We start from the raw sequence: 21425 nt of genomic DNA, 5'->3' as shown, positions 1-21425 counted from the left end.
AGCCCACCACGGCCAGACACCCCGACGGTCCGGCTGGTCGGGCCCACCAGAGCCACCTCGACCAGCCGGAAAACGACCTAAATCACCGGTATTGGGCCTAGGCCCGCTGCACCAGGCTGGGGATCTCCTGGGTGGCGTACCAGAGCAGCTCGTGGTCCTCGGCCCCGTCCACGACGAACCGCGCGTCGTCGTCCCCGCCGTCGGCCGCCTCCAGCGCCGCCGCGGCCGCCGCCACGTCCGCCTCAGCGTCACCCGCGTCGACGTGCACCGCGGCCGCCTTGGCCAGCGGCACGGCACCGGTCACCGTCACCTCGCCGAGCGCGGCCGGTTCGAGCCCGCGGCCGGGGTCCGCCGTGACGGCGCCGTCGGCCACGTCGACGGCGACCACGACCCGGCGCCGCTCGGCACCGGAGTCGTCCGCCAGCAGCCGCAGCGAGGCCAGCGCGGCCCGGCCGAGCGCCGCGTACTCCAGCTCCTCCATGTCGTCGGAGACGTACCACTCGCGCAGCGCGGGCGTGACGCCGTACGCGACGAAGGGGCCGCTCCCCAGCTCACCCGTCTTGTGCGCCTCGGCGAGACCGGGGAGGGTCAGGGGGACGTAGACGCGCATGGCTGGCCGCACTTTCCTGGTCGTCGACGGGTCTTCAGGATACGTGCGCCCGTCCCCTTTCGAGTCCCCGCCCACACCCCCCGCGGCGTCCACCCGACGCCTCGCACCTCACCCGGTCGCCCCGCCTGATCTCGGGACTTCAGGGGGTCCGCATCACTCGGATAAGTGAACTCGCGCGGCCCCTCGCCACGCACCCCGGGTTCCTTGCGATGCCGGCCTCCGCCCCCGTACAAGATCCCCACCAGCGAGTTACCGCCCGGTAGGTCCGGGCCCGCAGAACGGGGACACCCATGAACAAGGTCATGAGCCGCGGCACCGCTCAGCCTCGCCCACGCCACCGCCCTCCGACCCGCCACGACTCCCGTCGCCCGGGCGGCGCGCCGCCCCGCAACCCGGTCCGCGGCCGGGCCGCCACAGCGCCCGTGACGGCCGTGGCGCAGCCCCGCCCCACCGACCTCTTCGCCGACCGCCTGCTGGCCGTCCTCAGCGGCCAGCGGCCCGTCCACTGGATGCTCCGGCACACCGCGGGACGCGCCTACGACGAGCTGGCCCGGCTGGCCGAACGGGGACCGCTGCGCACCCGCGGCACCCGCCCCGTCGTCCGCGACATCGGCTACTACGTCCCCCGGGCCGGCGCGCTCGAGGTCTTCGCCCGCATCGCCGCCGGCAACCACCTGCGCGCCATGGCCTTCCGCCTGGAACAGGGCCCGGACCACCGCTGGCGCTGCACAGCGGTGGAACTGGGCCCCAGGCCCCACCGCACCCCGGAGGACTGACCGAACCAACAGCCGCGTAGCTGCGGGCATGCGTGCCTCCCCCAGTGCCTCAAGGGCCTGGGAGGACCCCCAGGGCGGCACGGGTGGGCGCAGCGACACAGCCACGAAACCCGAGAGGGCCAGGCTCCCGAAAGGAACCTGGCCCCAAGTAACCGGCTGAAGCCCGGCAGGGCTACTTCTTGCGACGCCGTCCGCCCTTGGCCTGCCGACGCCGCTCCGCCCGCGTCAGGCCGTCGGACTCGGAACGGACGGGCTCGTCGTCCTCGAGGTCCCGCTCGAGGATGCCGCCCTCACCGTCCACGGTCGGCGCGGAGAAGTGCAGATCCCGGCGCTGCGGAACATCCAGACCCTTGGCCCGGATCTCCGGACGCGCGCCCGCCTGAGCCGGCACATGGTCCTGGACACCCTCGGCGACCGGCTCGGCCTCCTCGACCGGCACCTCCTCGACCTGCTGCTCGACCTGGACCTCCAGGTTGAACAGGTAGCCGACGGACTCCTCCTTGATGCCCTCCATCATGGCGGTGAACATGTCGAAGCCCTCGCGCTGGTACTCGACCAGCGGGTCCTTCTGCGCCATCGCGCGCAGGCCGATGCCCTCCTGGAGGTAGTCCATCTCGTAGAGGTGCTCGCGCCACTTGCGGTCCAGGACCGACAGCACGACCCGCCGCTCCAGCTCACGCATGATCTCGGAGCCGAGCTGCGTCTCACGGGACGCGTACTGCTCGTGGATGTCGTCCTTGATGGACTCGGAGATGAACTCGGCGGTCAGACCGGCCCGGTCACCCGCCGCGTCCTCCAGCTCCTCGACGGTGATCTTCACCGGGTAGAGCTGCTTGAAGGCGCCCCACAGCCGGTCCAGGTCCCAGTCCTCGGGGAAGCCCTCGGCGGTCTCCGCGGCGACGTACGCGTCGATCGTGTCGTCCATGAAGTGCTGGATCTGCTCCTGCAGGTCCTCGCCCTCCAGGACGCGGCGGCGCTCACCGTAGATGACCTCGCGCTGCCGGTTGAGCACCTCGTCGTACTTCAGGACGTTCTTACGGGTCTCGAAGTTCTGCTGCTCGACCTGCGACTGCGCGGAGGCGATCGCGCGCGTGACCATCTTGTTCTCGATCGGCACGTCGTCCGGCACGTTCGCCATCGACATCACGCGCTCGACCATCTGGGCCTTGAACAGGCGCATCAGGTCGTCACCGAGGGAGAGGTAGAAGCGGGACTCGCCCGGGTCGCCCTGACGGCCGGAACGACCGCGCAGCTGGTTGTCGATACGGCGCGACTCGTGCCGCTCGGTGCCCAGCACGTACAGCCCGCCGAGGTCCTCGACCTCTTCCTTCTCGGCCCTGACCGCCTGCTCGGCCTTCTCCAGGGCCGCGGGCAGCGCGTGCGCCCACTCCTCGATGTGCTCCTCGGGGTCGAGGCCGCGCTGCCGCAGCTCCGCCTCGGCGAGGTCCTCGGGGTTGCCGCCGAGCTTGATGTCGGTACCGCGGCCGGCCATGTTGGTGGCCACGGTCACGGCGCCCCTGCGGCCGGCCTGCGCGACGATCGACGCCTCACGCTCGTGGTGCTTGGCGTTCAGCACCTCGTGCTGGACGCCGCGCTTGCTGAGCTGCTGCGACAGGTACTCCGACTTCTCGACGGACGTCGTGCCGACGAGAATCGGCTGGCCCTTCTCGTGCTTCTCGGCGATGTCGTCGACGACCGCCTCGAACTTGGCCACCTCGGTGCGGTAGATCAGGTCCGACTGGTCCTTGCGGACCATCGGCTTGTTGGTCGGGATCGGGACGACGCCGAGCTTGTAGATCTGGTGGAACTCGGCGGCCTCGGTCATCGCCGTACCGGTCATGCCGGAGAGCTTGTTGTAGAGGCGGAAGAAGTTCTGCAGGGTGATCGTGGCGAGCGTCTGGTTCTCGTCCTTGATGTCCACCCCTTCCTTCGCCTCGATCGCCTGGTGCATGCCCTCGTTGTAGCGGCGGCCGGCGAGGATACGGCCGGTGTGCTCGTCGACGATCATGACCTCGCCGTCGATGACGACGTAGTCCTTGTCCTTCTTGAAGAGTTCCTTGGCCTTGATGGCGTTGTTCAGGTAGCCCACGAGCGGGGTGTTCACCGACTCGTAGAGGTTGTCGATGCCCAGCCAGTCCTCGACCTTGCTGACACCGGACTCGTGGATGGCGACCGTGCGCTTCTTCTCGTCGACGTCGTAGTCGCCGGTCTCCTCCATGCCCTTGAGCGGGTTGCCGGCCTCGCCCCGCTTGAGGCGGAGGACGAGCTTGGCGAAGTCGCCGTACCACTTGGTCGCCTGGTCGGCCGGGCCGGAGATGATCAGCGGCGTGCGGGCCTCGTCGACGAGGATGGAGTCGACCTCGTCGACGATGGCGAAGTTGTGGCCGCGCTGGACGAGCTCGTCCTGGGACCACGCCATGTTGTCGCGCAGGTAGTCGAAGCCGAACTCGTTGTTCGTGCCGTAGGTGATGTCGCACGCGTACTGCTCACGGCGCTGGGCCGGCGACATGTTGGCGAGGATGCAGCCGACCTCGAGACCGAGGAACTTGTGGACGCGCCCCATCATCTCGGAGTCACGCTCGGCCAGGTAGTCGTTGACCGTGATGAGGTGGACGCCTTCGCCGGACAGGGCGTTCAGGTAGGCGGGCAGCGTACCGACGAGGGTCTTGCCCTCACCGGTCTTCATCTCCGCCACGTAGCCGAGGTGGAGCGCGGCGCCGCCCATCAGCTGCACGTCGTAGTGCCGCTGGCCGAGGACGCGCTTGGCCGCCTCGCGGACGGTGGCGAACGCCTCCGGGAGGAGGTCGTCCAGGCTCTCACCATCGGCGTACCGCTGCTTGTACTCCTCGGTGAGGCCACGCAGCTCGGCGTCGGAGAGGTCGACGAAGTCCTCTTCGATGGAGTTGACCTGGTCCGCGATGCGGTGCAGCTTGCGCAGGATCTTGCCTTCGCCTGCACGCATGATCTTCGAGAGGACGGACACGGGGGCTGGTCTCCTTGCCGGTCGGGCCTGGGACGGTCGGGTTTCCTTCTGACGTACTGAGCAACGGCCATCGTATGCGAGGACCCGGCTGCGCCGGGAGGCCTGGCGGCGCGACGGCTGCTTCACCCTGGACAACGGACGGCCACCGTGGATAGTGCCGCACCGCGTCGGGGAATTGCGCGAAATGTGATCGCCCGCTCACGCACGGCGAAAATCCTGGCGCGGCGTGTGCCGTCCGCCCAGAATCGGCCGATGGAACCCGTCACGCTCACCACCGACCGTCTCCTGCTGCGCACTGTCGGTCCCGACGACACCGAGGCGGTGTACCGGGCCGCGCAGGATCCGGACACGCAACGCTGGATCTCCCACTTCCCCTCGCCCTATCTGCGTGAGCACGCCGAGGGTTTCACCGGGCAGATGGTGCCCGACGGCTGGGCCTGCGACTCGATGTACACCTTCGGCCTCTTCCTCCCCGGCGGGGAGCTGACGGGGATGCTCGGCATCACGATGCGCGCGCTGGGCGTCGGCGAGGTCGGCTTCTGGGCCGTCAGGGAGCACCGCGGCCGGGGATACGTCACCGAGGCCACCCTCGCCGCCGCCCGCTGGGCCTTCACCGCTCTGTCCGTGGACCGCCTGGAGTGGCGCGCGGAGGTCGGCAACGTGGCCTCGCGCGCGGTGGCCGAACACGCCGGTTTCACCATCGAGGGCACCCAGCGCTCGGGCGTCGACAACAAGGGCGTGCGCCGCGACTGCTGGGTGGGCTCCCTGCTCCCCTCGGACCTGGGCCTGCCGTCGACGGCTCCGTATCTGCCCGCGCGCGGCTGACCACTCACCGGCGAAACCGCAGCTCGTGCCCCGTTGTCAGTGGCGGCCTCTATCGTCCGATCCATGACGACCCTTCCGCGCCCCACCATCACCCTCACCGCGGACGACGCCCGCCGCATCGCCCTGCGGGCCCAGGGCTTCCTCGGGGCGCCCGACCGGCGGGCCGGCGTCCGCGGGGTGCTCCGCCACCTCGGCGCGGTCCAGCTCGACACCATCTCGGTGCTCGCCCGCTCGCACGAACTGATCCCGTACGCGCGCCTGGGCGCGGTCGGCCGCGGGACCGTCGAGGCCGCCTACTGGAAGACACCGGCGGCGGGCGCGTCCGCCGCCCCCCACGCCTTCGAGTACTGGTCGCACGCCGCGTGCATCCTCCCGGTCGAGGAATGGCCCCACTTCGCGTTCCGCCGGCGCGCCTACCGCAACCGCCCGCACTGGAACCACCAGTTGCCCGACGGTGTCTACGACCAGGTCGTCAAGCAGTTGCGCGCGGAAGGCCCGCTCACCGCCACGGAGCTGGGCGGCGCGAAGAGGACCAGCGACTGGTGGGACTGGTCCGGCACCAAGGTCGCGGTGGAACGCGCCCTGATGTACGGCGAAGTGGTGTGCGTCGAGCGCCGCGGCTGGAAGCGGGTGTACGACCTGGCCGAACGGGCGATCCCGGACGCGCTGTTGCACGACGAGCTGGACGACGCCGAGTGCGTGCGCCGTCTGGTCCGGCTGGCCGGTGAGGCCCTGGGCGTCGGCACGCGTGCGGACATCGCCGACTACCACCGCCTCAAGGGCGAGCAGGTCGACGCGGTGATCGACGACTCGGGTCTGGTTCCGGTCGAGGTGGCGGGCTGGGCCAAACCCGCCTGGGCCGATCCGGCCGCTCTCGCCGCGCCACCGCGCGGCCGGCACCGCACCACACTGCTCTCTCCGTTCGACTCGCTGATCTGGGAGCGTGCGCGCACGGAGCGGATCTTCGGCTTCACCCACCGCCTCGAGGCCTACGTCCCCAAACAGAAGCGGGTCCACGGCTACTTCGCGATGCCGGTGCTGGCGGGCGGCCGGCTGGTCGGCCGCGTCGACCCGGCCCGCGAGGGCCGCACGCTGGTGGCCCGGCAGGTCACCCTGGACGGGGCGAAGGCGGTCCCGGCGGTGGCCCAGGCGCTGGTCGAGGCGGCGGGCTGGGTGGACTGCACGGACGTCCGGGTGGAGCGCGTGGACGCGCCCGAGCTGCGCGAGCCCCTCGTCGGGGAACTCGCCGTTCTGCTCGGCTGAGGCCGCCTAGCGGATCTCGAGGATCTTCTCCCGCATCGCGTAGACCACGGCTTCCATCCGGGAGTGCAGCTGCAGCTTCTCCAGGATGTTGCGCACGTGGTTCTTCACCGTGTTCTCGGAGATGAACAGCTCCTTGGCGATGTCGCGGTTGTTCATCCCCGTGGCGACGAGCTTGAGGACCTCCAGCTCACGATCGGTCAGCCGAGGCGCCGGCACCAGCCGGCGTTCGTCGGTGCGCTGGATCATCGACTTGAACTCGGTGAGGAGTTTGGAGGCCATGGACGGGCTGATCTGCGACTGCCCGTCGGCCACCGCGCGGATGGCGGTGGCCACCTCGTCCGTCGAGATCTCCTTGAGGAGATATCCGGTCGCACCCGCCTTGATCGCCTCGTAGAGGTCGGCCTCCTCGTCGCTGATCGTCAGCATGATGATCTTCGCGCTGGGAGCGACCTCCTTGATGGAGGTGCAGGCCTCGATCCCGCCGCGTTTGGGCATCCGCACGTCCATCAGCACGATGTCGGGCAGCAGATCTGCGGCCTTGTCCACGGCCTCGGCGCCGTCCCCCGCCTCACCGACGACCTGGATGTCCTCCTCGGCCGCGAGCACGATCTCGAGGCCACGGCGGAAGAGGGCGTGGTCGTCCACCACCAGGACTCTGATCGGTTCCTTGCGTGGATCTTCCGTGTCCTGGTCCGTTCCGATGACACCGTCGTGGGCGTCCGCGTCTCGCATCGGTCCGAAGGTGTCCGCCATCGTTCCTCCCCCTGAAGGCTGTGGCCTGTGGTCCTGTGCCATCGCCAACCCAAGGCAGCGGCCCACCGGTTGGGCCGGTGCGGCCATGATTCCATGCCCCGACGTCACCGAGGTGACGAGCGTGGCGCCAAGTGGGCGCACACCGGTGCCCCTGGGGGCGCACACGCGCTTCCAGGGGCACCGGCTCAGCTTGTGCCGGGTGGATCAGCCACCCAGCGTTCCGCCCGCCGCGGGCGGCTGCGCCTCAGCCACCATCGGGTCCGTGCTGAGGTGGATGACGCCGTAGTCGTAGGCGTGTCGCCGGTAGACGACGCTCGGCTCCTTCGTCTCGGAGTCGACGAACAAGTAGAAGTCGTGGCCGACCAGTTCCATCTCGTAGAGAGCCTGGTCGAGGCTCATCGGAGAGGCGACGTGGGTCTTCTCGCGGACGACGAGGGGGCCTTCGCCCTTGACCTCGAGTGAGCCGATCTTCTTGGTCGGCACCGCTTCCGTGTCTTCGTCGTGGACGGGCATGCCGTTGCCGTTGAGCGTCGCCGCGCCGGGGACGTGGTCGGCGACCTCGGCCGCCGGGATCCGGCGTGCGCCACGGCGCGAGAACCGCTTGTCGTGCTGCTTGCGCAGCCTCGCGTCCAGTTTCTCCGCCGCCAGATCGAGTGCCGCATACGGGTCACTGGCCGCTGCCTCCGCCCGGATCACCGGACCGCGGGAGCGGAGGGTGATCTCCACTCGGTCGCAGCGGTCGGCCTGACGAGGGTTGGGCTCCTTGGACACCTCGACGTCGAGGCTGATCACCTTGCCATCGAGCTTCTGGATCTTCTCCAGCTTCAGCTTCTCGGCCACGTGCTTGCGGAACCGCTCGGGCACCTCGGTCTTGCGGCCCTTGACGACGATGTCCACGCAGAACTCCGTTCCCGGATCGCTCCGCTCCATCGGCGGAGCATCTCCCTTTTGCACCAGGTCCCGGTGAGCACCGGAACCTCGGACTCGGTGACTTCCACCTCCTCCTCCCCCATGGGCAAGATCTCCACCCCACCGGCGCGGGTCAATGCGGAAAACCCGCTGCGCGGCATTCCGATTGAAGAGGTGTGGCCTGCGCCTTTCCTCACAACCGAACATATCTCGCCCGGACGGATGTCGTCACCCTCTACTGCGGCGTACCTCCGTTCAGGTGAATTAACCCCGTTACTACCTGCAACGATGCAACTTCGCGGTCAGTTCCTGCTTATTTCGAAAGAATCCCGGGGAGCGGCGATCACGGCCGCCCGGAGCGTCTCTCCGGCGGCGTTCCGTGCCGCAATTTCCGGTGCATCGTGCACCCACTGCCCCTTCTCCGGTCGTGCTCCGATCCGTCGTTCCTCCCTACCTTCCCGGGTTGCGGCCGCGTACACAGCGGTTGCGCCATCGCGGTGGATTACGGCCACCTCCCGCAGGGCCCGCGCCGCCTCCGCGAGACTCGCTCCGGTCGTGATCAGGTCGTCGACGAGCACCACCCGGCCTCCGACCAGCAGCCGAGCCCCGCCCGCCGTCACCTCCAGTGCGCCCGCGAGGTTCTCCAGGCGCCCGCGCGCATCGAGCCCCGCCTGGTCCGCCACCGCCCGCCGCTGCCGCAGCACGGCGGCGACCCGGGCCGGTGTCCCGGTGCGCCGCAGCTCCCCGGCCGCCGCGAGCGCCATCCGCCGCACCGGATCGTGCCCGCGTGCCCGCACGGCCCAGCGGGCGGAGGGCACCGGCACGAGCAGCACGGTCGCCGTCCCGCGTCTTACCGGCGGGTCCGTACCGGGGCCGACCGGGCCGGGACCGGCGCGCACCGCGGTCGCCAGGGCGGCGCCCAGGACACCCGCGAGGGCGAGCGCGCCCCGCTCCTTGTGGGCGAGGAGCAGCTCCCGCACCGCTCCTCCGTAGGGGGCCACCGCGTGCACCACCGGAAGCCCGGGCGGCTCCGGCAGCGGCCGCACCCGGCGCGGCGGGCCTGCCCTGAGGACGGTTCGGCAGCGCGGGCACAGCGCCGTACGAGGTGCCCCGCAGCCCGCGCACTCGGTCGGCAGCACCAGGTCGGTGAGGTCCCGCCACCACCCCCGCATGGGCACCACTGTGCCGAGGTCCGGGACGGTCCGCCACCCCTGTGGACAACGCCCTGTGGACAACGCCCTGTGGACAACCCGGGCCGGCCCGGCCCGATTCCGGTCAGCCCGGGTAGACCGGTGCCGTCCCGTCCTTGTCCACCTTCTGCCACTGCGCCCCCGACGGCAGCCGCACGACACCGTCGTCCTCCGAGTAGGCCACCAGCGGCACCCGCTCGTCCTCGGACGCGGCGATCGCCATCACGCCGGACAGCGCGGCCGGCGCCGGACCGTCCAGGGCGGAGCCGTCGACCTGCACGTACCGCATCTGGTGCACGCCACCCTGTTCGAGACCGACGGCGACCAGCCGGCTGTCCCCCGCCCAGGACATGGCGGTGATCTGCTCCAGATCCGGCGCGGCGGGACGCAGTTCGACGACCGCGGGACGTTCCCCGGAGTCCTCGTCGCGCACGATCCGGCCGATGCGCAGCGACTGCTTGCCGTCCTTCTCCACGACCAGCGCGACCCGGGCCCCGTCGGCGGCCACCCGCACATCCCTGATGTGTCCGGGCAGATCGGGGACGGTGACCCGGACGGCCTTGCCGACGCCCTGCTTCACGACGTACAGCTTGGGATCGCGCGGGTCGCGGTCGGCCACCCACAGGTCGCCGCCGGCGTCCCAGCTCGGCGTGGTGAGCCGGTCGTCCGCGCCCACCCCCTGGCTGCTGACCACCGGGCCCCCGAGCGAACCGTCCGGCTCCAGCGAGGTCACGTACAGGTTCCTGCCGTCGGCGCCGATCCCGGCGACGCTGCGCTCGTCCCGCGAGACGGCCACCGACCGCAGCTGCCGCTCACCCCGGCCCAGCGGGCCCGGCACCGGGACGGCGCTGGTCCCGGAACCGCTCCCGGTGGGCAGCCGCACCAGCCGGTGCTTGCCGTCGAGGAAGTAGAGGTTGTCCGGGCGCTGCGCCGAGGCGTGCCAGGCGGCCGACTCGGCCTCCTCCTCGGCCAGGTCGCACAGCCGGTGTCCGCCGGGTCCCTGCAGTTCGACCGACTCCAGCGTCGGCGTCAGGTTCCGCAGCGTGAAGAGCAACTGGGTCGCCATCTCCTCACACCGGGCGGACCCGATCCGGGAGTCCTTGACGTTCAGCGGCACGGTCAGTCTGTTCTGGTCGTCCGGCGCGAGCCCCGACACCCCCTTCCGCAGGGCCGTCCCGGTCGGGAAGCTGGACCTGACCACCGGGCCGAGCCATCTGGTGGGCCCGTCCAGCAAGGACCGGACGACCTGGGTCATCGGGTCCACCTTGCTGCGTACGAACACCGGGTCGGCGACCGCGACCGGCTGCCCCGTCGTCTGCACCGCCGTGGTGGAGGCGAAGTAGTACTTGCTGACCGACGTGTAGTTGCGCTGGAAGTCCGTCTTGCCCATGACGACGCCCTGAGGAAGCGAGTCGATGCGCCACTGCCCGCTCTTGGCGTCCTTGGCGAGGTGGACGTCGTTGCGGTAGGACCCGTCGGCGGGCGCGTAGGCCTGCCGTGCGTCGACGGTGGCGACCCGGGTGCCCGCGAGGACGTAGGTGAGCGTGTCGGCGGCCTCCCGGCCGGCAGGCTGGTGGTTGGGCACGACGCTCGGCCCGTTCGCCAGGACCGTGGCCGACTGTTCCGGACGCCAGGTGCGCGCGGCGTCCGCCGTCAGATACTTCCGCGCGGTGTCGTACTCCGGATCGTCGCTGGTCAGCGCCTCGAGGAAACCCTGCATGATCTCGCTGGGCTCGGCGTCCTCGGCCGGCGGCATGGCGAACACGCGCACGCCGGTGTCCTGCCGAGGCGTGGACTCGACGTCCCGCAGATCCCCGCTGTCGGGCATCGACGCGCACCCGGACAGCAGAACGGCCCCGCAGACTGCGTAGGCCACCGCGCGTCCCGGACGGTGCCGGGCGCCCCCCTCGCGGTCATCGCCCACGAAATGCCTCCCCTGGCTCGGTCGCGTCCTCGGGTCCGGCCCGATCCGGACGGTCCGCGTCTGTGTCGGCCGCCTGCTGCGGGCCGCTTCTGTCCTCGGGACGCCGTGCGCCGCCGGCCGGCCGGGGCACCACGCGCGCGCCGTTGCCGGGCAGCGCGCTCGGGTCGACAGCGGGCGTCACCGTGGCAAGACGCGAGGCGCGCGCGGGCAGCGGCGGTGCCTGGCCGCCGCCCGGCTGCACCGGAACGGTCGCCCGCTTCTCCTCGCTCCCGCGGGACAGGCCCGCGTCGTCGAGTCCGCGATTGCGCCGCGAGTCCTTCGGCTCCAGCGGTATCGGCGAACCCCGCAGGGGCTCGTCAGCGGTGCGCGGCAGGGTCAGCCGGAACTGGGAGCCGCCGCCCGGCTCGCCCCAGGCCTGCAGCCAGCCGCCGTGCAGACGGGCGTCCTCCAGGGCGATCGAGAGGCCTAGGCCGGTACCGCCGGTGGTACGCGCGCGTGCCGGGTCGGCCCGCCAGAAGCGGCTGAAGACCCGGGTCGCCTCGCCGGGCTTGAGACCCACGCCGTAGTCGCGCACCGCGACGGCGACCGCGCCACCCGCGGCGCCGAGCCTGACGACGACGTCCTTGCCGTCGCCGTGCTCGACGGCGTTGACGACGAGGTTGCGCAGGACGCGCTCCACGCGCCGGGCGTCGGCCTCGGCGACGACGGGCTGCTGGTCGCCGGTCACGCGGATACGGGTGCCCTTGCGCTCGGCGAGCGGCTCGGCCCCGCCGACCACCCGGCGCACCACGTTCCGCAGGTCGATCGGCTCGGCCTCCAGCGCCGCGGCGCCCGCGTCGAAACGGCTGATCTCCAGCAGGTCCGCGAGCAGTGACTCGAACCGGTCGAGCTGGTCGGCGAGCAGTTCGGCCGACCGGGCGGTAATCGGGTCGAAGTCCTCCCGCGCCTCGTGAATGACGTCGGCGGCCATCCGCACGGTGGTCAGCGGTGTGCGCAGCTCGTGCGAGACGTCGGAGACGAACCGCCGCTGCATCCGCGACAGGTCCTCCATCTGCTGGATCTTCACCTGCAGGTTCTGCGCCATCTTGTTGAAGGCCTCGCCCAGGCGGGCGATGTCGTCCTCGCCGGTGACCTTCATCCGCTCCTGCAGCCGCCCCGCGGACAGCCGTTCCGCGATCCCGGCCGCCATCCGCACCGGCGTGACCACCTGCCGCACCACCAGCCAGGCGATCGCCCCGAGGAGTACGACGACGAAGAGTCCCGCGGTCGCGAGCGTGCCCTTGACCAGGCTCAGGGACTTCTCCTCCTGCGTGAGCGGGAAGAGGTAGTACAGCTCGTAGGGGCGGCCGTTGGGGTCGTTGACCTGCTTACCGATGACCAGCGCCGGCTGGGACTCCTTGGCGTTGGAGTAGACGATCCGGGTGTAGCTCTGGGCGGCCGTCGTGCTGCTGTTGACGCGGTCGCGCAGGTCGGCGGGCACGCTGGAGGACGGGTTGACGTTCCCGGAGCCGCGCGGGCTCCGCCCGCCCCCGCTGTCGTCGCCCACGGGCAGCGTCACGACGTCGAACGCGCCGGCGCCACCGCTGGACAGCGACTCGACGAGGTCGCTCATCCACTGGATGACGTTCTGCGACTGCCGTCCGTCGGTGGTGTCGGTGTCGTCACCGGACACCGCGGCCGTGCCGTTGCCGCCGACGGCCTCGTCGGCCTTCTGCTTGGCCACCGCGAAGCCACCGGTGGCCTGGCTCTGCGACGCCTTGACCTTCGCGTCCAGCAGACCGTTGCGCACCTGCCCGATGACGACGAAACCCAGCAGCAGGACGACGCCCAGCGACATCAGCAGGGTCGTGGCGACGACCCTGAGCTGGATGTTGCGCCGCCACAACCGCATGACGGGCAGCAGCGGACGCCGCACCCAGCGCATGAACAGACGGAGGACCGGGCTGCCCTGAACCCCGCCCTGCAGCAGACCACCCTCGAAGAGGCGTCCCCAGCGCGAACCCGTCGTCTTCCGGCCGACAGGCCGCTCCGGACGGGCCCCGGACCGGCCGGGGGCCGAAGCGGCACTGTCCCCGGACATGTCAGCTCGGTCCGGCCTTGTATCCGACACCACGGACGGTCACCACGATCTCCGGCCGCTCCGGGTCCTTCTCGACCTTGGAGCGCAGCCGCTGGACATGCACATTGACGAGCCGCGTGTCCGCGGCGTGACGGTAGCCCCACACCTGCTCGAGCAGCACCTCGCGGGTGAACACCTGCCACGGCTTGCGGGCGAGCGCGACCAGCAGATCGAACTCGAGCGGGGTCAGCGCGATCGACTGCCCGTCGCGCTTCACCGAGTGCCCGGCCACGTCGATCACCAGGTCACCGATGGTGAGCTGCTCCGGCGCCGGCTCCTCCGACCTCCGCAGCCGCGCCCGGATACGGGCCACCAGTTCCTTCGGCTTGAACGGCTTCACGATGTAGTCGTCAGCGCCCGACTCCAGGCCCACGACGACGTCCACGGTGTCGCTCTTGGCCGTGAGCATCACGATCGGCACCCCGGACTCGGCCCGGATCAGGCGGCAGACCTCGATGCCGTCCCGGCCGGGCAGCATCAGGTCGAGCAGCACCAGGTCGGGCTTGGACTCCCGGAAAGCGGCCAGCGCCTTGTCACCGTCGGCTACGAAAGACGGCTCAAAACCTTCACCACGCAGCACAATGCCGAGCATCTCGGCCAGTGCGGTGTCGTCGTCGACGACAAGGACTCGTCCCTTCATAAACGACATCATCCCATTCTCGTAACGACGACAGAGGCGCAGGTGAGACAGCTCACTGGCCTGTGACGATAGTCGTACGGAGCCGTCACTGTCTGCCCCCGGCGTCACCGGGCCTGTCGATCACGCCGCCGCCGGGCCCTCCCCTGCCTTCTCACGCTCGAATCGTTGCCGGAACACCCAGGCGTGGACGGCAGAACCAACTCCCCCAGCGCGACCCGGCCCGGCCACTTCGTTCCCGGGCCTGTCACGGCCCCTCCGCCCCGCGCCCCGCCGCGGGGCGGAGGGGCCGCCACGTCGGTCGCCACGTCGGTCGCCCCGTCCCTCAGCCGGACGTCACCTGGCGCGACCGGGCGCACAGCTCCGCGAGCGCCTCGGCCGTCACGGGCGAGACCGCCCCCTCCTCGGTGACGATCGCCGTCACCAACTCGGGCGGCGTCACGTCGAACGCCGGGTTGTACGCCTGGGTCCCCAACGGCGCCACAGCCATACCGCCACCGGCTCCCGTCACCGGCATCTGAGGGGCCAGGACGTCGGTCACCTCGTACCCGGGGCGCTGCTCGACCTCGATGGACGCCCCGTCCGGAGTGCCGGGATCCACCGTCGTCACCGGAGCCACCACGATGAAGGGCACATGGTGGTACCTGGCGAGCACCGCGAGCGGATAGCTCCCCACCTTGTTCGCCACCGAACCGTCGGCCGCGATCCGGTCCGCGCCGACCAGCACCGCGTCCACCTCACCCGCCGCGAACAGCGACCCGGCCGCGTTGTCGGTGAGCAGGGTGTACGCCATACCGCGCCGCGCCGCCTCGTACGCCGTCAGACGGGCGCCCTGCAGCAGCGGACGCGTCTCGTCCACCCACAGCCTGCGCAACCGCCCGACCCGGTGCGCGGCGAGGGCCACCGCGAACGCCGTCCCCTCCCCGCCCGAAACCAGTGCCCCGGTGTTGCAGTGGGTCAGGACGCGGTGCCCGCCGCCCGGCAGCAGTTCGTCCAGCAGCGCCAGCCCGTGGACCGCCATCCGCCCGCTGGCCTCGGCGTCCTCCTGGTGCACGGTTCGCGCCACGGCCAGCGCCGCGGTCGCCGCCGCCGTCGGGTCACCGGTACTGGCGAGCGCGGCGCGATGAGCGGCCGCCGCCCTGTGCACCCCGAGGGAGAGGTTCACGGCGGTGGGCCGGGCGCTCTCCAGCGCCGCCGCGGCCTCCTCGACGTCGAACCCCCGCGCGGCGGCGAGCGCGACGCCGTACGCCCCGGCGATCCCGAGCAGCGGGGCCCCGCGCACGGCGAGCGAACGGATCGCCTCCACCAGCGCCGGCGCGTCCGTGCACACCAGCTCGACCTCCTCGGCCGGCAGCCTCGTCTGGTCGAGAAGGACCACCACGGGGCCTTCAGGCGGTTCCTCCCATCGGATCGCAGGTATCTCGGCCGGCCGCTTGTCCTCGCCGGATTGCGCGTACTGATCAGCCATGCGGTCAGTCTGCCCCGGAACCGGCGGACAATTGAAGGTGTCCAGCGCCTACCGCGGCCGGTCATCCGATGACCGCCCCATGGCACGATGTCTGCCAACCTGCCGCCGCGTCCGCGGACGGGCACCGTGAAGGAGCTTCGATGACTGACACTCCGGGCTGGGCCTCGCCCGGATCCGCCCCGTCGTCCGACGGGCGGGAACCCGGCGCGTCCGGCCCCGCCGAGCCCGCCGACCGCCCTGGCCCCGCCGAGCCCGCCGCGCAGCCGGGCCCGGACGCGCAGGCACCAGGCGCGAAGTGGTCCAACGAGCAGCCCCCACCCGGCCAGTGGTCCGCGCCCACGGGCGCCCCGAGCCCCGGCCAGGCCCCGACGCCACCGCCGCCCGGCACGGGCTGGGGCGGCCCGTCCGGCGGGTACGGAGGAGGCTCCTACGGCGGCCCGCCCGGCGGGTACGGCGGTTACGGCGCCCCCGGCGGCCACGGCGGGCCCTGGGGCGGCGGCTGGGGCGGCCCCCCGCCCGCGGCAAAGCCCGGCGTGATCCCGCTGCGCCCGCTCGGCGTCGGCGAGATCCTCGACGGCGCCGTCTCCACCATGCGCACCTACTGGCGCACGGTCCTCGGCATCTCGCTTACGGTCGCGGTGGTCACCCAGCTCGGCATGATCCTGCTGCAGGGCTTCCTGCTCAACGACGGCGAGACCGCCGACACCCTCGGCGACCCGAGCGCCTCCGGAAGCGAGATACTCCGGGCTCTCGGAGCGCTCATGGCAGGCACCTCCGTCGTTGCCGTGATCTCGGTCATCGGCTCCATCGTCGCGACCGCCCTGCTGACGACCGTCACCAGCCGTGCCGTCCTCGGCAAGCCGGTCAGCACCGGCGAGGCCTGGCGGGACGCCCGCCCGCAGGTGCCCAAGCTGTTCGGTCTGCTCCTGCTGCTCGGCCTCATCTCCGTGGGCGTGGTGCTGGGCGGCGCGCTGCCCGGCATCCTCGTCCTCACCCTCGGCGGGAACGAGGGAGCCGGTATCGCCCTGCTCGTCCTCGGCATGCTGGCCGCCCTCGTCGTCGCGATCTGGCTGACCGTCCGCTTCTCCCTCGCCTCGCCCGCGCTGATGCTGGAGCGGCAGGGCATCGTGAAGTCGATGACCCGCTCCGCGAAGCTGGTCCGCGGCTCCTGGTGGCGCGTGGTGGGCATCCAGATGCTCGCCGGGCTCATCGCCAACATCGTCTCGTCGCTCGTCGTGATCCCCTTCGCCCTCATCGCCGGTGCCGTCGGCGGCACCGGCATGGCGACTTTCTTCACCACCGGCAGCCAGAGCGCCGGCTGGACCTTCCTGATCATCAGTGGCATCGGCTCGGTGATCGGCGCCATGGTCACACTGCCGATCACCGCGGGCGTCACCGTGCTGCTGTACATCGACCAGCGCATCCGCCGCGAGGCCCTCGACCTCGAACTGGCCCGCGCCGCCGGTGTCCAGGGGAACGGCCCCGGTGCCCCTGCCCCCGGCCCCGTACCGGGGAGCTGATGCGGTGAGCCCGACGGGGGGAGTGCTCACGGCGGTGCCGGCCCTGCCGGGCGCCGCCGTATCGGCCGTACGCGGCCTGCTGGGCGTCACCGCCCGTGCCGGCGTCCTGGCGGATGGCGGCTCGGGCGACGAGCCGCCGGTCACCATTCCGCGTGACCCTGCGCGGGAAGCGGCGCGCCGCGAGCTGTCGAAGCGGATGTACCACGAGAACGACCCCAGCCTGATCCAGCGGGCCCTGAACGCGTTCTGGGACTGGGCCGGCCGTCTGCTGGACACCGCGGCGTCCGCTACGCCGGGCGGCGCGCTCGGCCTTCTCGTCGTCGTCCTGTTCGTCGTGGTCGTCCTGGCCGCCCTGTGGTGGCGCCTGGGCACCCCACGCCGCCTGCCCGTCTCCACCGCCCCCCTGTTCGACGACCGCCCCCGCAGCGCCGCCGAACACCGGGCTGCCGCCGAGGCCCACGCCGCCCAGGGCCACTGGAACCACGCCGTCCAGGAGCGCATGCGGGCCATCGTCCGCTCCCTGGAGGAACGGGCCCTGCTCGACGTGCGCCCCGGCCGCACCGCCGACGAAGCCGCAGCCGAGGCCGGCCGCGCCCTCCCCGCGCACACGGACCGGCTGCGCTCCGCCGCCCGCGGATTCGACGACGTCACATACGGCGGGCGCCGATCCGACGAGCAGGCGTACCAGCGCATCGCCGAACTCGACCGCGACCTGGAACGCAGCCGGCCCGACCTCGCGAACAACGCCACCAGCACGGCCCACGGCACCAGCCGGGGGGCCGCCGAATGAGCACCGCCACGCTGCCGGCCACCTCGGCATCGCCCACCGCCCGCCAGCTGTGGACCCGCTCGCGGGGCATCGCACTCGCCGTGGTGCTGCTCCTGGTCGCCGCCGTCGCGATCGCCGCCGTCCGCTCCCAGGCCCGGCACGGCGCACTCGACCCGCGCTCGGCCGACCCCTACGGCAGCCGAGCCGTCGCCGAACTCCTCGCCGACCGGGGCGTCTCCACGCGCGTCGTCACCACGCTCGGCGCGGCACGCGCCGCGGCCGGACCGAACACCACCCTCCTGGTCGCCGTGCCCGACCTGCTGACCCACCGGCAACAGACCCGGCTGCACTCCGCCACCACGGCCTCCGGCGGACGCACCGTCCTCGTCGCCGCCGGAAGCTGGTCCGTCGAACGCCTCGTGCCCGGGGTCACCGCGGACCCCGCCACCAGCATGGGATCGACGCTCGCCCCCCGCTGCGCCCTTCCCGAAGCCCGGCGCGCGGGCAGCGCCGACACCGGCGGCATCCGCTACACCACCACCCACCTCGACGCCGACTCCTGCTACCCCAGCGAACGCCTCGCCACCCTGCTCCGCGTCCCGGCGGCCTCCAAAGACGGCGACACCGTAGTGCTCGGCGCGCCCGACATCCTCCAGAACAAGCGCCTCGACGAACAGGGCAACGCCTCGCTCGCCCTCCAGCTCCTCGGCTCCCGCCCCCATCTGGTCTGGTACCTCCCCTCACTCTCCGACGGCTCGACCACCGACTCCGGCGGCCAGAAGACGTTCCTCGACCTGCTGCCGTCCGGCTGGCTCTGGGGCACCCTGCAGCTGTTCATCGCCGCGGTGATCGCCGCCTTCTGGAGGGCACGCCGGTTCGGCCCGCTCGTGCCCGAAAAGCTCCCAGTCGCGATCCGCGCCTCGGAGACCGCCGAAGGCCGCGCCCGTCTCTACCGCAAGGCCAACGCCCGCGACCGCGCGGCCGCGGCTCTTCGCTCCGCCACCCGCACGCGTCTCGCCCCACTCGTCGGCGTCCCCGCCGCCCAGGCGCACGCACCCGAAGTCCTGCTTCCCGCCCTGTCCGCCCATCTCCACGGCGACGGGCAGAACCTGCACCCCCTCCTCTTCGGACCGCCACCCGGCGACGACGCGGCCCTCATCGCCCTCACCGACCAACTCGACGCCCTCGAAAGAGAGGTTCGCCGTTCATGATGGACCCGACCACCGACAACGCCGGGACCACCGGGAACCCGGACGCGGCCCGCGCCTCCCTGGAAGCCCTCCGCGCCGAGATCGCCAAAGCCGTGGTCGGCCAGGACCCCGCCGTGACCGGCCTCGTCGTCGCCCTCCTCTGCCGCGGACACGTTCTCCTGGAAGGAGTCCCTGGGGTCGCCAAAACGTTGCTCGTCCGCGCACTCGCATCCGCACTCGAAGTCGACACGAAGCGAGTCCAGTTCACCCCCGACCTGATGCCGAGCGACATCACCGGCTCCCTCGTCTACGACACGCGGACCGCCGAGTTCTCCTTCCAGCCCGGCCCGGTCTTCACGAACCTGCTGCTAGCGGACGAAATCAACCGCACCCCGCCCAAGACCCAGTCCTCCCTGCTGGAAGCCATGGAGGAACGCCAGGTGACGGTCGACGGCACACCACGCCCGCTCCCCGAGCCGTTCCTCGTCGCCGCGACCCAGAACCCGGTGGAGTACGAGGGCACCTACCCCCTCCCCGAGGCGCAGCTGGACCGTTTCCTCCTCAAGCTGACCATCCCACTGCCCTCCCGCCAGGACGAGATCGACGTCCTGACCCGCCACGCCTCCGGCTTCAACCCCCGCGACCTGCGCGCCGCCGGCGTACGCCCGGTCGCCGGCCCGGCCGACCTGGAGGCGGCGCGCGCAGCGGTCGCCAAGACGAGCATCTCCCCCGAGATCACCGCCTACGTGGTGGACATCTGCCGCGCCACCCGTGAGTCGCCCTCCCTCACCCTCGGCGTCTCCCCGCGCGGCGCGACCGCTCTGCTGGCCACCTCACGCGCCTGGGCCTGGCTGACCGGCCGTGACTACGTCATCCCCGACGACGTGAAGGCTCTGGCCCTGCCCACCCTGCGCCACCGGATCCAGCTGCGGCCCGAGGCCGAGATGGAGGGCGTGACCACCGACTCCGTCATCAACGCCATCCTCGCCCACGTCCCCGTCCCCCGCTGATGGCACTCACCGGACGCGCCGCCCTCCTGGCGGCCCTCGGCTCGATCCCGATCGGCATCCTGGAGCCGGGCTGGACGGGCATCCTCGCCGTCAACGGCTCCATCGCCCTGGCCTGCGCCTGCGACTTCGCCCTCGCGGCTCCCGTACGACGGCTCGGCCTGTCCCGCTCCGGCGACACCTCCACACGCCTCGGGGAGACCGCGGACGTCACGCTCACCGTCACCAACCCGGCCAACCGCCCCCTGCGCGCCCACCTGCGGGACGCATGGCCGCCCAGCAGCTGGCAGCCCGGCACCGAGGGCGCGGGCTCACGGCATCGCGTCACCGTCCCGGCCGGCGAACGCCGACGCGTGACGACCAGGCTGCGCCCCACCCGGCGCGGCGACCGCCAGGCCGACCGTGTCACGATCCGCTCCTACGGCCCCCTCGGCCTCTTCTCCCGCCAGGGCACGCACAAGGCGCCCTGGACGGTGCGAGTCCTGCCCCCGTTCACCAGCCGCAAGCACTTGCCGTCCAAACTCGCCCGACTGCGCGAGCTGGACGGCCGCACGAGCGTGCTGACCCGCGGTGAGGGAACGGAGTTCGACAGCCTGCGGGAGTACGTCCCCGGTGACGACACACGCTCGATCGACTGGCGGGCCACGGCCCGGCAGGCCACGGTCGCGGTGCGTACCTGGCGACCCGAGCGGGACCGTCACATCCTCCTGGTCCTCGACACCGGCCGCACATCGGCCGGACGCGTGGGTGACATCCCACGCCTGGACGCATCGATGGACGCGGCCCTGCTCCTGGCGGCTCTCGCCTCCCGAGCCGGCGACCGTGTCGAACTTCTGGCCTACGACCGCCGGGTCCGCGCCCGGGTCCAGGGCCGCGCCGCCGGTGACGTCCTGCCGTCCCTGGTCAACGCGTTGGCCGCACTGGAACCGGAACTTGTGGAAACGGACGCCCGCGGTCTGACGGCGACCGCTCTCCGTACGGCCCCGCGTCGCTCCCTGATCGTGCTGCTCACGACGCTCGACGCCGCCCCCGTGGAGCAGGGCCTGCTGCCCGTGCTGCCCCGGCTCACCCAGCGCCACACGGTGGTGGTGGCCTCGGTCGCCGATCCTCGCATCGCGCGAATGGCGCAGGCCCGCGGTGACACGGAGGCCGTGTACGAGGCCGCTGCCGGGACGCAGGCACGGACCGAACGGCAACGCACGGCTGAGCAGTTGCGCCGGCATGGTGTGACGGTCGTGGACGCGACACCCGACGATCTGGCCCCCGCATTGGCGGACGCCTATCTGGCCCTCAAGGCGGCCGGCCGGCTCTGAGACACAGGCATTCTCCGTCCCCTTGGGGGCCGAATAGTGCCCTGAACGCAGAAAACCCCCGCATCTTTCGATGCGGGGGTTTTCCCAAAGATTGTTCGGCGGCGTCCTACTCTCCCACAGGGTCCCCCCTGCAGTACCATCGGCGCTGTGAGGCTTAGCTTCCGGGTTC

At 71.7% G+C, this 21425-nt stretch carries 17 protein-coding genes and 1 rRNA gene; 8 read left to right on the top strand and 10 right to left on the bottom strand.

Annotation, left to right across the window (positions count from 1 at the left end; genetic code table 11):
• Nucleotides 1–97 precede the first annotated feature (97 nt).
• Nucleotides 98–610 (bottom strand): hypothetical protein, encoded by a 513-nt coding sequence (locus ABZ478_RS38450; protein ID WP_359557389.1) that lies wholly within the window; start codon nucleotides 608–610, stop codon nucleotides 98–100.
• A 290-nt stretch (nucleotides 611–900) separates the two neighbouring features.
• On the opposite strand from ABZ478_RS38450, the gene ABZ478_RS38445 reads away from it, so the two are divergent.
• Nucleotides 901–1386, top strand: a complete 486-nt coding sequence (locus ABZ478_RS38445) for an Rv3235 family protein (RefSeq protein WP_359557387.1) — start codon at nucleotides 901–903, stop codon at nucleotides 1384–1386.
• Nucleotides 1387–1558: 172 nt separating this feature from the next.
• Here the strand turns inward: ABZ478_RS38445 and secA are convergent, their stop codons facing one another.
• Nucleotides 1559–4369, bottom strand: a complete 2811-nt coding sequence (gene secA / locus ABZ478_RS38440; protein ID WP_359557385.1) for a preprotein translocase subunit SecA — start codon at nucleotides 4367–4369, stop codon at nucleotides 1559–1561.
• Between the two features lie 252 nt (nucleotides 4370–4621).
• Here secA and ABZ478_RS38435 point away from each other — a divergent pair, with 252 nt between their 5' ends.
• The gene (locus tag ABZ478_RS38435) at nucleotides 4622–5194 is read left to right on the top strand and encodes a GNAT family N-acetyltransferase (RefSeq protein ID WP_359557384.1); all 573 of its coding nucleotides are present in this window, start codon (nucleotides 4622–4624) and stop codon (nucleotides 5192–5194) included.
• Between the two features lie 63 nt (nucleotides 5195–5257).
• On the top strand, nucleotides 5258–6457 hold the full coding sequence (locus ABZ478_RS38430) for a crosslink repair DNA glycosylase YcaQ family protein (RefSeq protein ID WP_359557383.1): 1200 nt from the start codon (nucleotides 5258–5260) through the stop codon (nucleotides 6455–6457).
• A gap of 6 nt (nucleotides 6458–6463) precedes the next feature.
• Here ABZ478_RS38430 and ABZ478_RS38425 read toward each other — a convergent pair whose 3' ends face one another.
• The 7 genes from ABZ478_RS38425 to mtnA form a co-directional block, all read right to left on the bottom strand.
• Nucleotides 6464–7210 (bottom strand): response regulator transcription factor, encoded by a 747-nt coding sequence (locus ABZ478_RS38425; protein ID WP_359557382.1) that lies wholly within the window; start codon nucleotides 7208–7210, stop codon nucleotides 6464–6466.
• A 204-nt stretch (nucleotides 7211–7414) separates the two neighbouring features.
• Nucleotides 7415–8140, bottom strand: coding sequence for a ribosome-associated translation inhibitor RaiA (gene raiA / locus ABZ478_RS38420; protein WP_358930266.1), 726 nt, complete (start codon nucleotides 8138–8140; stop codon nucleotides 7415–7417).
• A 281-nt stretch (nucleotides 8141–8421) separates the two neighbouring features.
• On the bottom strand, nucleotides 8422–9291 hold the full coding sequence (locus ABZ478_RS38415) for a ComF family protein (protein WP_359557380.1): 870 nt from the start codon (nucleotides 9289–9291) through the stop codon (nucleotides 8422–8424).
• 103 nt (nucleotides 9292–9394) lie between these two features.
• Nucleotides 9395–11233, bottom strand: coding sequence for an LpqB family beta-propeller domain-containing protein (locus ABZ478_RS38410; protein WP_359557378.1), 1839 nt, complete (start codon nucleotides 11231–11233; stop codon nucleotides 9395–9397).
• On the bottom strand, nucleotides 11223–13313 hold the full coding sequence (mtrB, locus tag ABZ478_RS38405) for an MtrAB system histidine kinase MtrB (protein ID WP_359557377.1): 2091 nt from the start codon (nucleotides 13311–13313) through the stop codon (nucleotides 11223–11225). The genes ABZ478_RS38410 and mtrB overlap by 11 nt, the downstream gene beginning before the upstream one ends.
• Nucleotide 13314: 1 nt before the next feature.
• Complete coding sequence (mtrA, locus tag ABZ478_RS38400) at nucleotides 13315–14004, bottom strand: two-component system response regulator MtrA (RefSeq protein WP_187279108.1); 690 nt, start codon at nucleotides 14002–14004, stop codon at nucleotides 13315–13317.
• A gap of 310 nt (nucleotides 14005–14314) precedes the next feature.
• Complete coding sequence (gene mtnA / locus ABZ478_RS38395; protein ID WP_359557375.1) at nucleotides 14315–15457, bottom strand: S-methyl-5-thioribose-1-phosphate isomerase; 1143 nt, start codon at nucleotides 15455–15457, stop codon at nucleotides 14315–14317.
• A gap of 140 nt (nucleotides 15458–15597) precedes the next feature.
• Here mtnA and ABZ478_RS38390 point away from each other — a divergent pair, with 140 nt between their 5' ends.
• The 5 genes from ABZ478_RS38390 to ABZ478_RS38370 are packed head-to-tail and all read left to right on the top strand — an operon-like array spanning nucleotide 15598 to nucleotide 21256.
• Nucleotides 15598–16977 (top strand): proline-rich domain-containing protein, encoded by a 1380-nt coding sequence (locus ABZ478_RS38390; protein ID WP_359557373.1) that lies wholly within the window; start codon nucleotides 15598–15600, stop codon nucleotides 16975–16977.
• A gap of 4 nt (nucleotides 16978–16981) precedes the next feature.
• Nucleotides 16982–17767 carry a DUF4129 domain-containing protein gene (locus tag ABZ478_RS38385; RefSeq protein ID WP_359557372.1) on the top strand — a complete coding sequence of 262 codons (786 nt, stop codon included), beginning with the start codon at nucleotides 16982–16984 and terminating at the stop codon, nucleotides 17765–17767.
• Nucleotides 17764–18957, top strand: coding sequence for a DUF4350 domain-containing protein (locus ABZ478_RS38380; protein ID WP_359557371.1), 1194 nt, complete (start codon nucleotides 17764–17766; stop codon nucleotides 18955–18957). The genes ABZ478_RS38385 and ABZ478_RS38380 overlap by 4 nt, the downstream gene beginning before the upstream one ends.
• Nucleotides 18957–19946, top strand: coding sequence for a MoxR family ATPase (locus ABZ478_RS38375; RefSeq protein ID WP_359557391.1), 990 nt, complete (start codon nucleotides 18957–18959; stop codon nucleotides 19944–19946). The genes ABZ478_RS38380 and ABZ478_RS38375 overlap by 1 nt, the downstream gene beginning before the upstream one ends.
• The gene (locus ABZ478_RS38370) at nucleotides 19946–21256 is read left to right on the top strand and encodes a DUF58 domain-containing protein (RefSeq protein ID WP_359557369.1); all 1311 of its coding nucleotides are present in this window, start codon (nucleotides 19946–19948) and stop codon (nucleotides 21254–21256) included. Before ABZ478_RS38375 ends, ABZ478_RS38370 begins: the two co-directional genes overlap by 1 nt.
• Before the next feature lie 93 nt (nucleotides 21257–21349).
• Here ABZ478_RS38370 and rrf read toward each other — a convergent pair.
• Nucleotides 21350–21425: ribosomal RNA gene (rrf, locus tag ABZ478_RS38365) — 5S ribosomal RNA — on the bottom strand; the annotation flags it as partial.

The sequence above is a fragment of the Streptomyces sp. NPDC005706 genome (assembly GCF_040631045.1).
In the GTDB taxonomy this organism is placed as follows: Bacteria; Actinomycetota; Actinomycetes; order Streptomycetales; family Streptomycetaceae; genus Streptomyces.
This window is presented reverse-complemented; position numbering and strand designations above follow the sequence as displayed.

Bases quoted from the DNA above. Each gene is read 5' to 3' on its own strand.
- ABZ478_RS38370 (WP_359557369.1), top strand. From the start codon at position 19,946: ATGGCACTCACCGGACGCGCCGCCCTCCTGGCGGCCCTCGGCTCGATC.
- ABZ478_RS38390 (WP_359557373.1), top strand. From the start codon at position 15,598: ATGACTGACACTCCGGGCTGGGCCTCGCCCGGATCCGCCCCGTCGTCC.
- mtrB (WP_359557377.1), bottom strand. From the start codon at position 13,313: ATGTCCGGGGACAGTGCCGCTTCGGCCCCCGGCCGGTCCGGGGCCCGT.
- ABZ478_RS38375 (WP_359557391.1), top strand. From the start codon at position 18,957: ATGGACCCGACCACCGACAACGCCGGGACCACCGGGAACCCGGACGCG.
- raiA (WP_358930266.1), bottom strand. From the start codon at position 8,140: ATGGAGCGGAGCGATCCGGGAACGGAGTTCTGCGTGGACATCGTCGTC.
- ABZ478_RS38430 (WP_359557383.1), top strand. From the start codon at position 5,258: ATGACGACCCTTCCGCGCCCCACCATCACCCTCACCGCGGACGACGCC.
- ABZ478_RS38445 (WP_359557387.1), top strand. From the start codon at position 901: ATGAACAAGGTCATGAGCCGCGGCACCGCTCAGCCTCGCCCACGCCAC.
- ABZ478_RS38435 (WP_359557384.1), top strand. From the start codon at position 4,622: ATGGAACCCGTCACGCTCACCACCGACCGTCTCCTGCTGCGCACTGTC.
- ABZ478_RS38425 (WP_359557382.1), bottom strand. From the start codon at position 7,210: ATGGCGGACACCTTCGGACCGATGCGAGACGCGGACGCCCACGACGGT.
- mtnA (WP_359557375.1), bottom strand. From the start codon at position 15,457: ATGGCTGATCAGTACGCGCAATCCGGCGAGGACAAGCGGCCGGCCGAG.
- ABZ478_RS38415 (WP_359557380.1), bottom strand. From the start codon at position 9,291: ATGCGGGGGTGGTGGCGGGACCTCACCGACCTGGTGCTGCCGACCGAG.
- ABZ478_RS38380 (WP_359557371.1), top strand. From the start codon at position 17,764: ATGAGCACCGCCACGCTGCCGGCCACCTCGGCATCGCCCACCGCCCGC.
- mtrA (WP_187279108.1), bottom strand. From the start codon at position 14,004: ATGATGTCGTTTATGAAGGGACGAGTCCTTGTCGTCGACGACGACACC.
- ABZ478_RS38450 (WP_359557389.1), bottom strand. From the start codon at position 610: ATGCGCGTCTACGTCCCCCTGACCCTCCCCGGTCTCGCCGAGGCGCAC.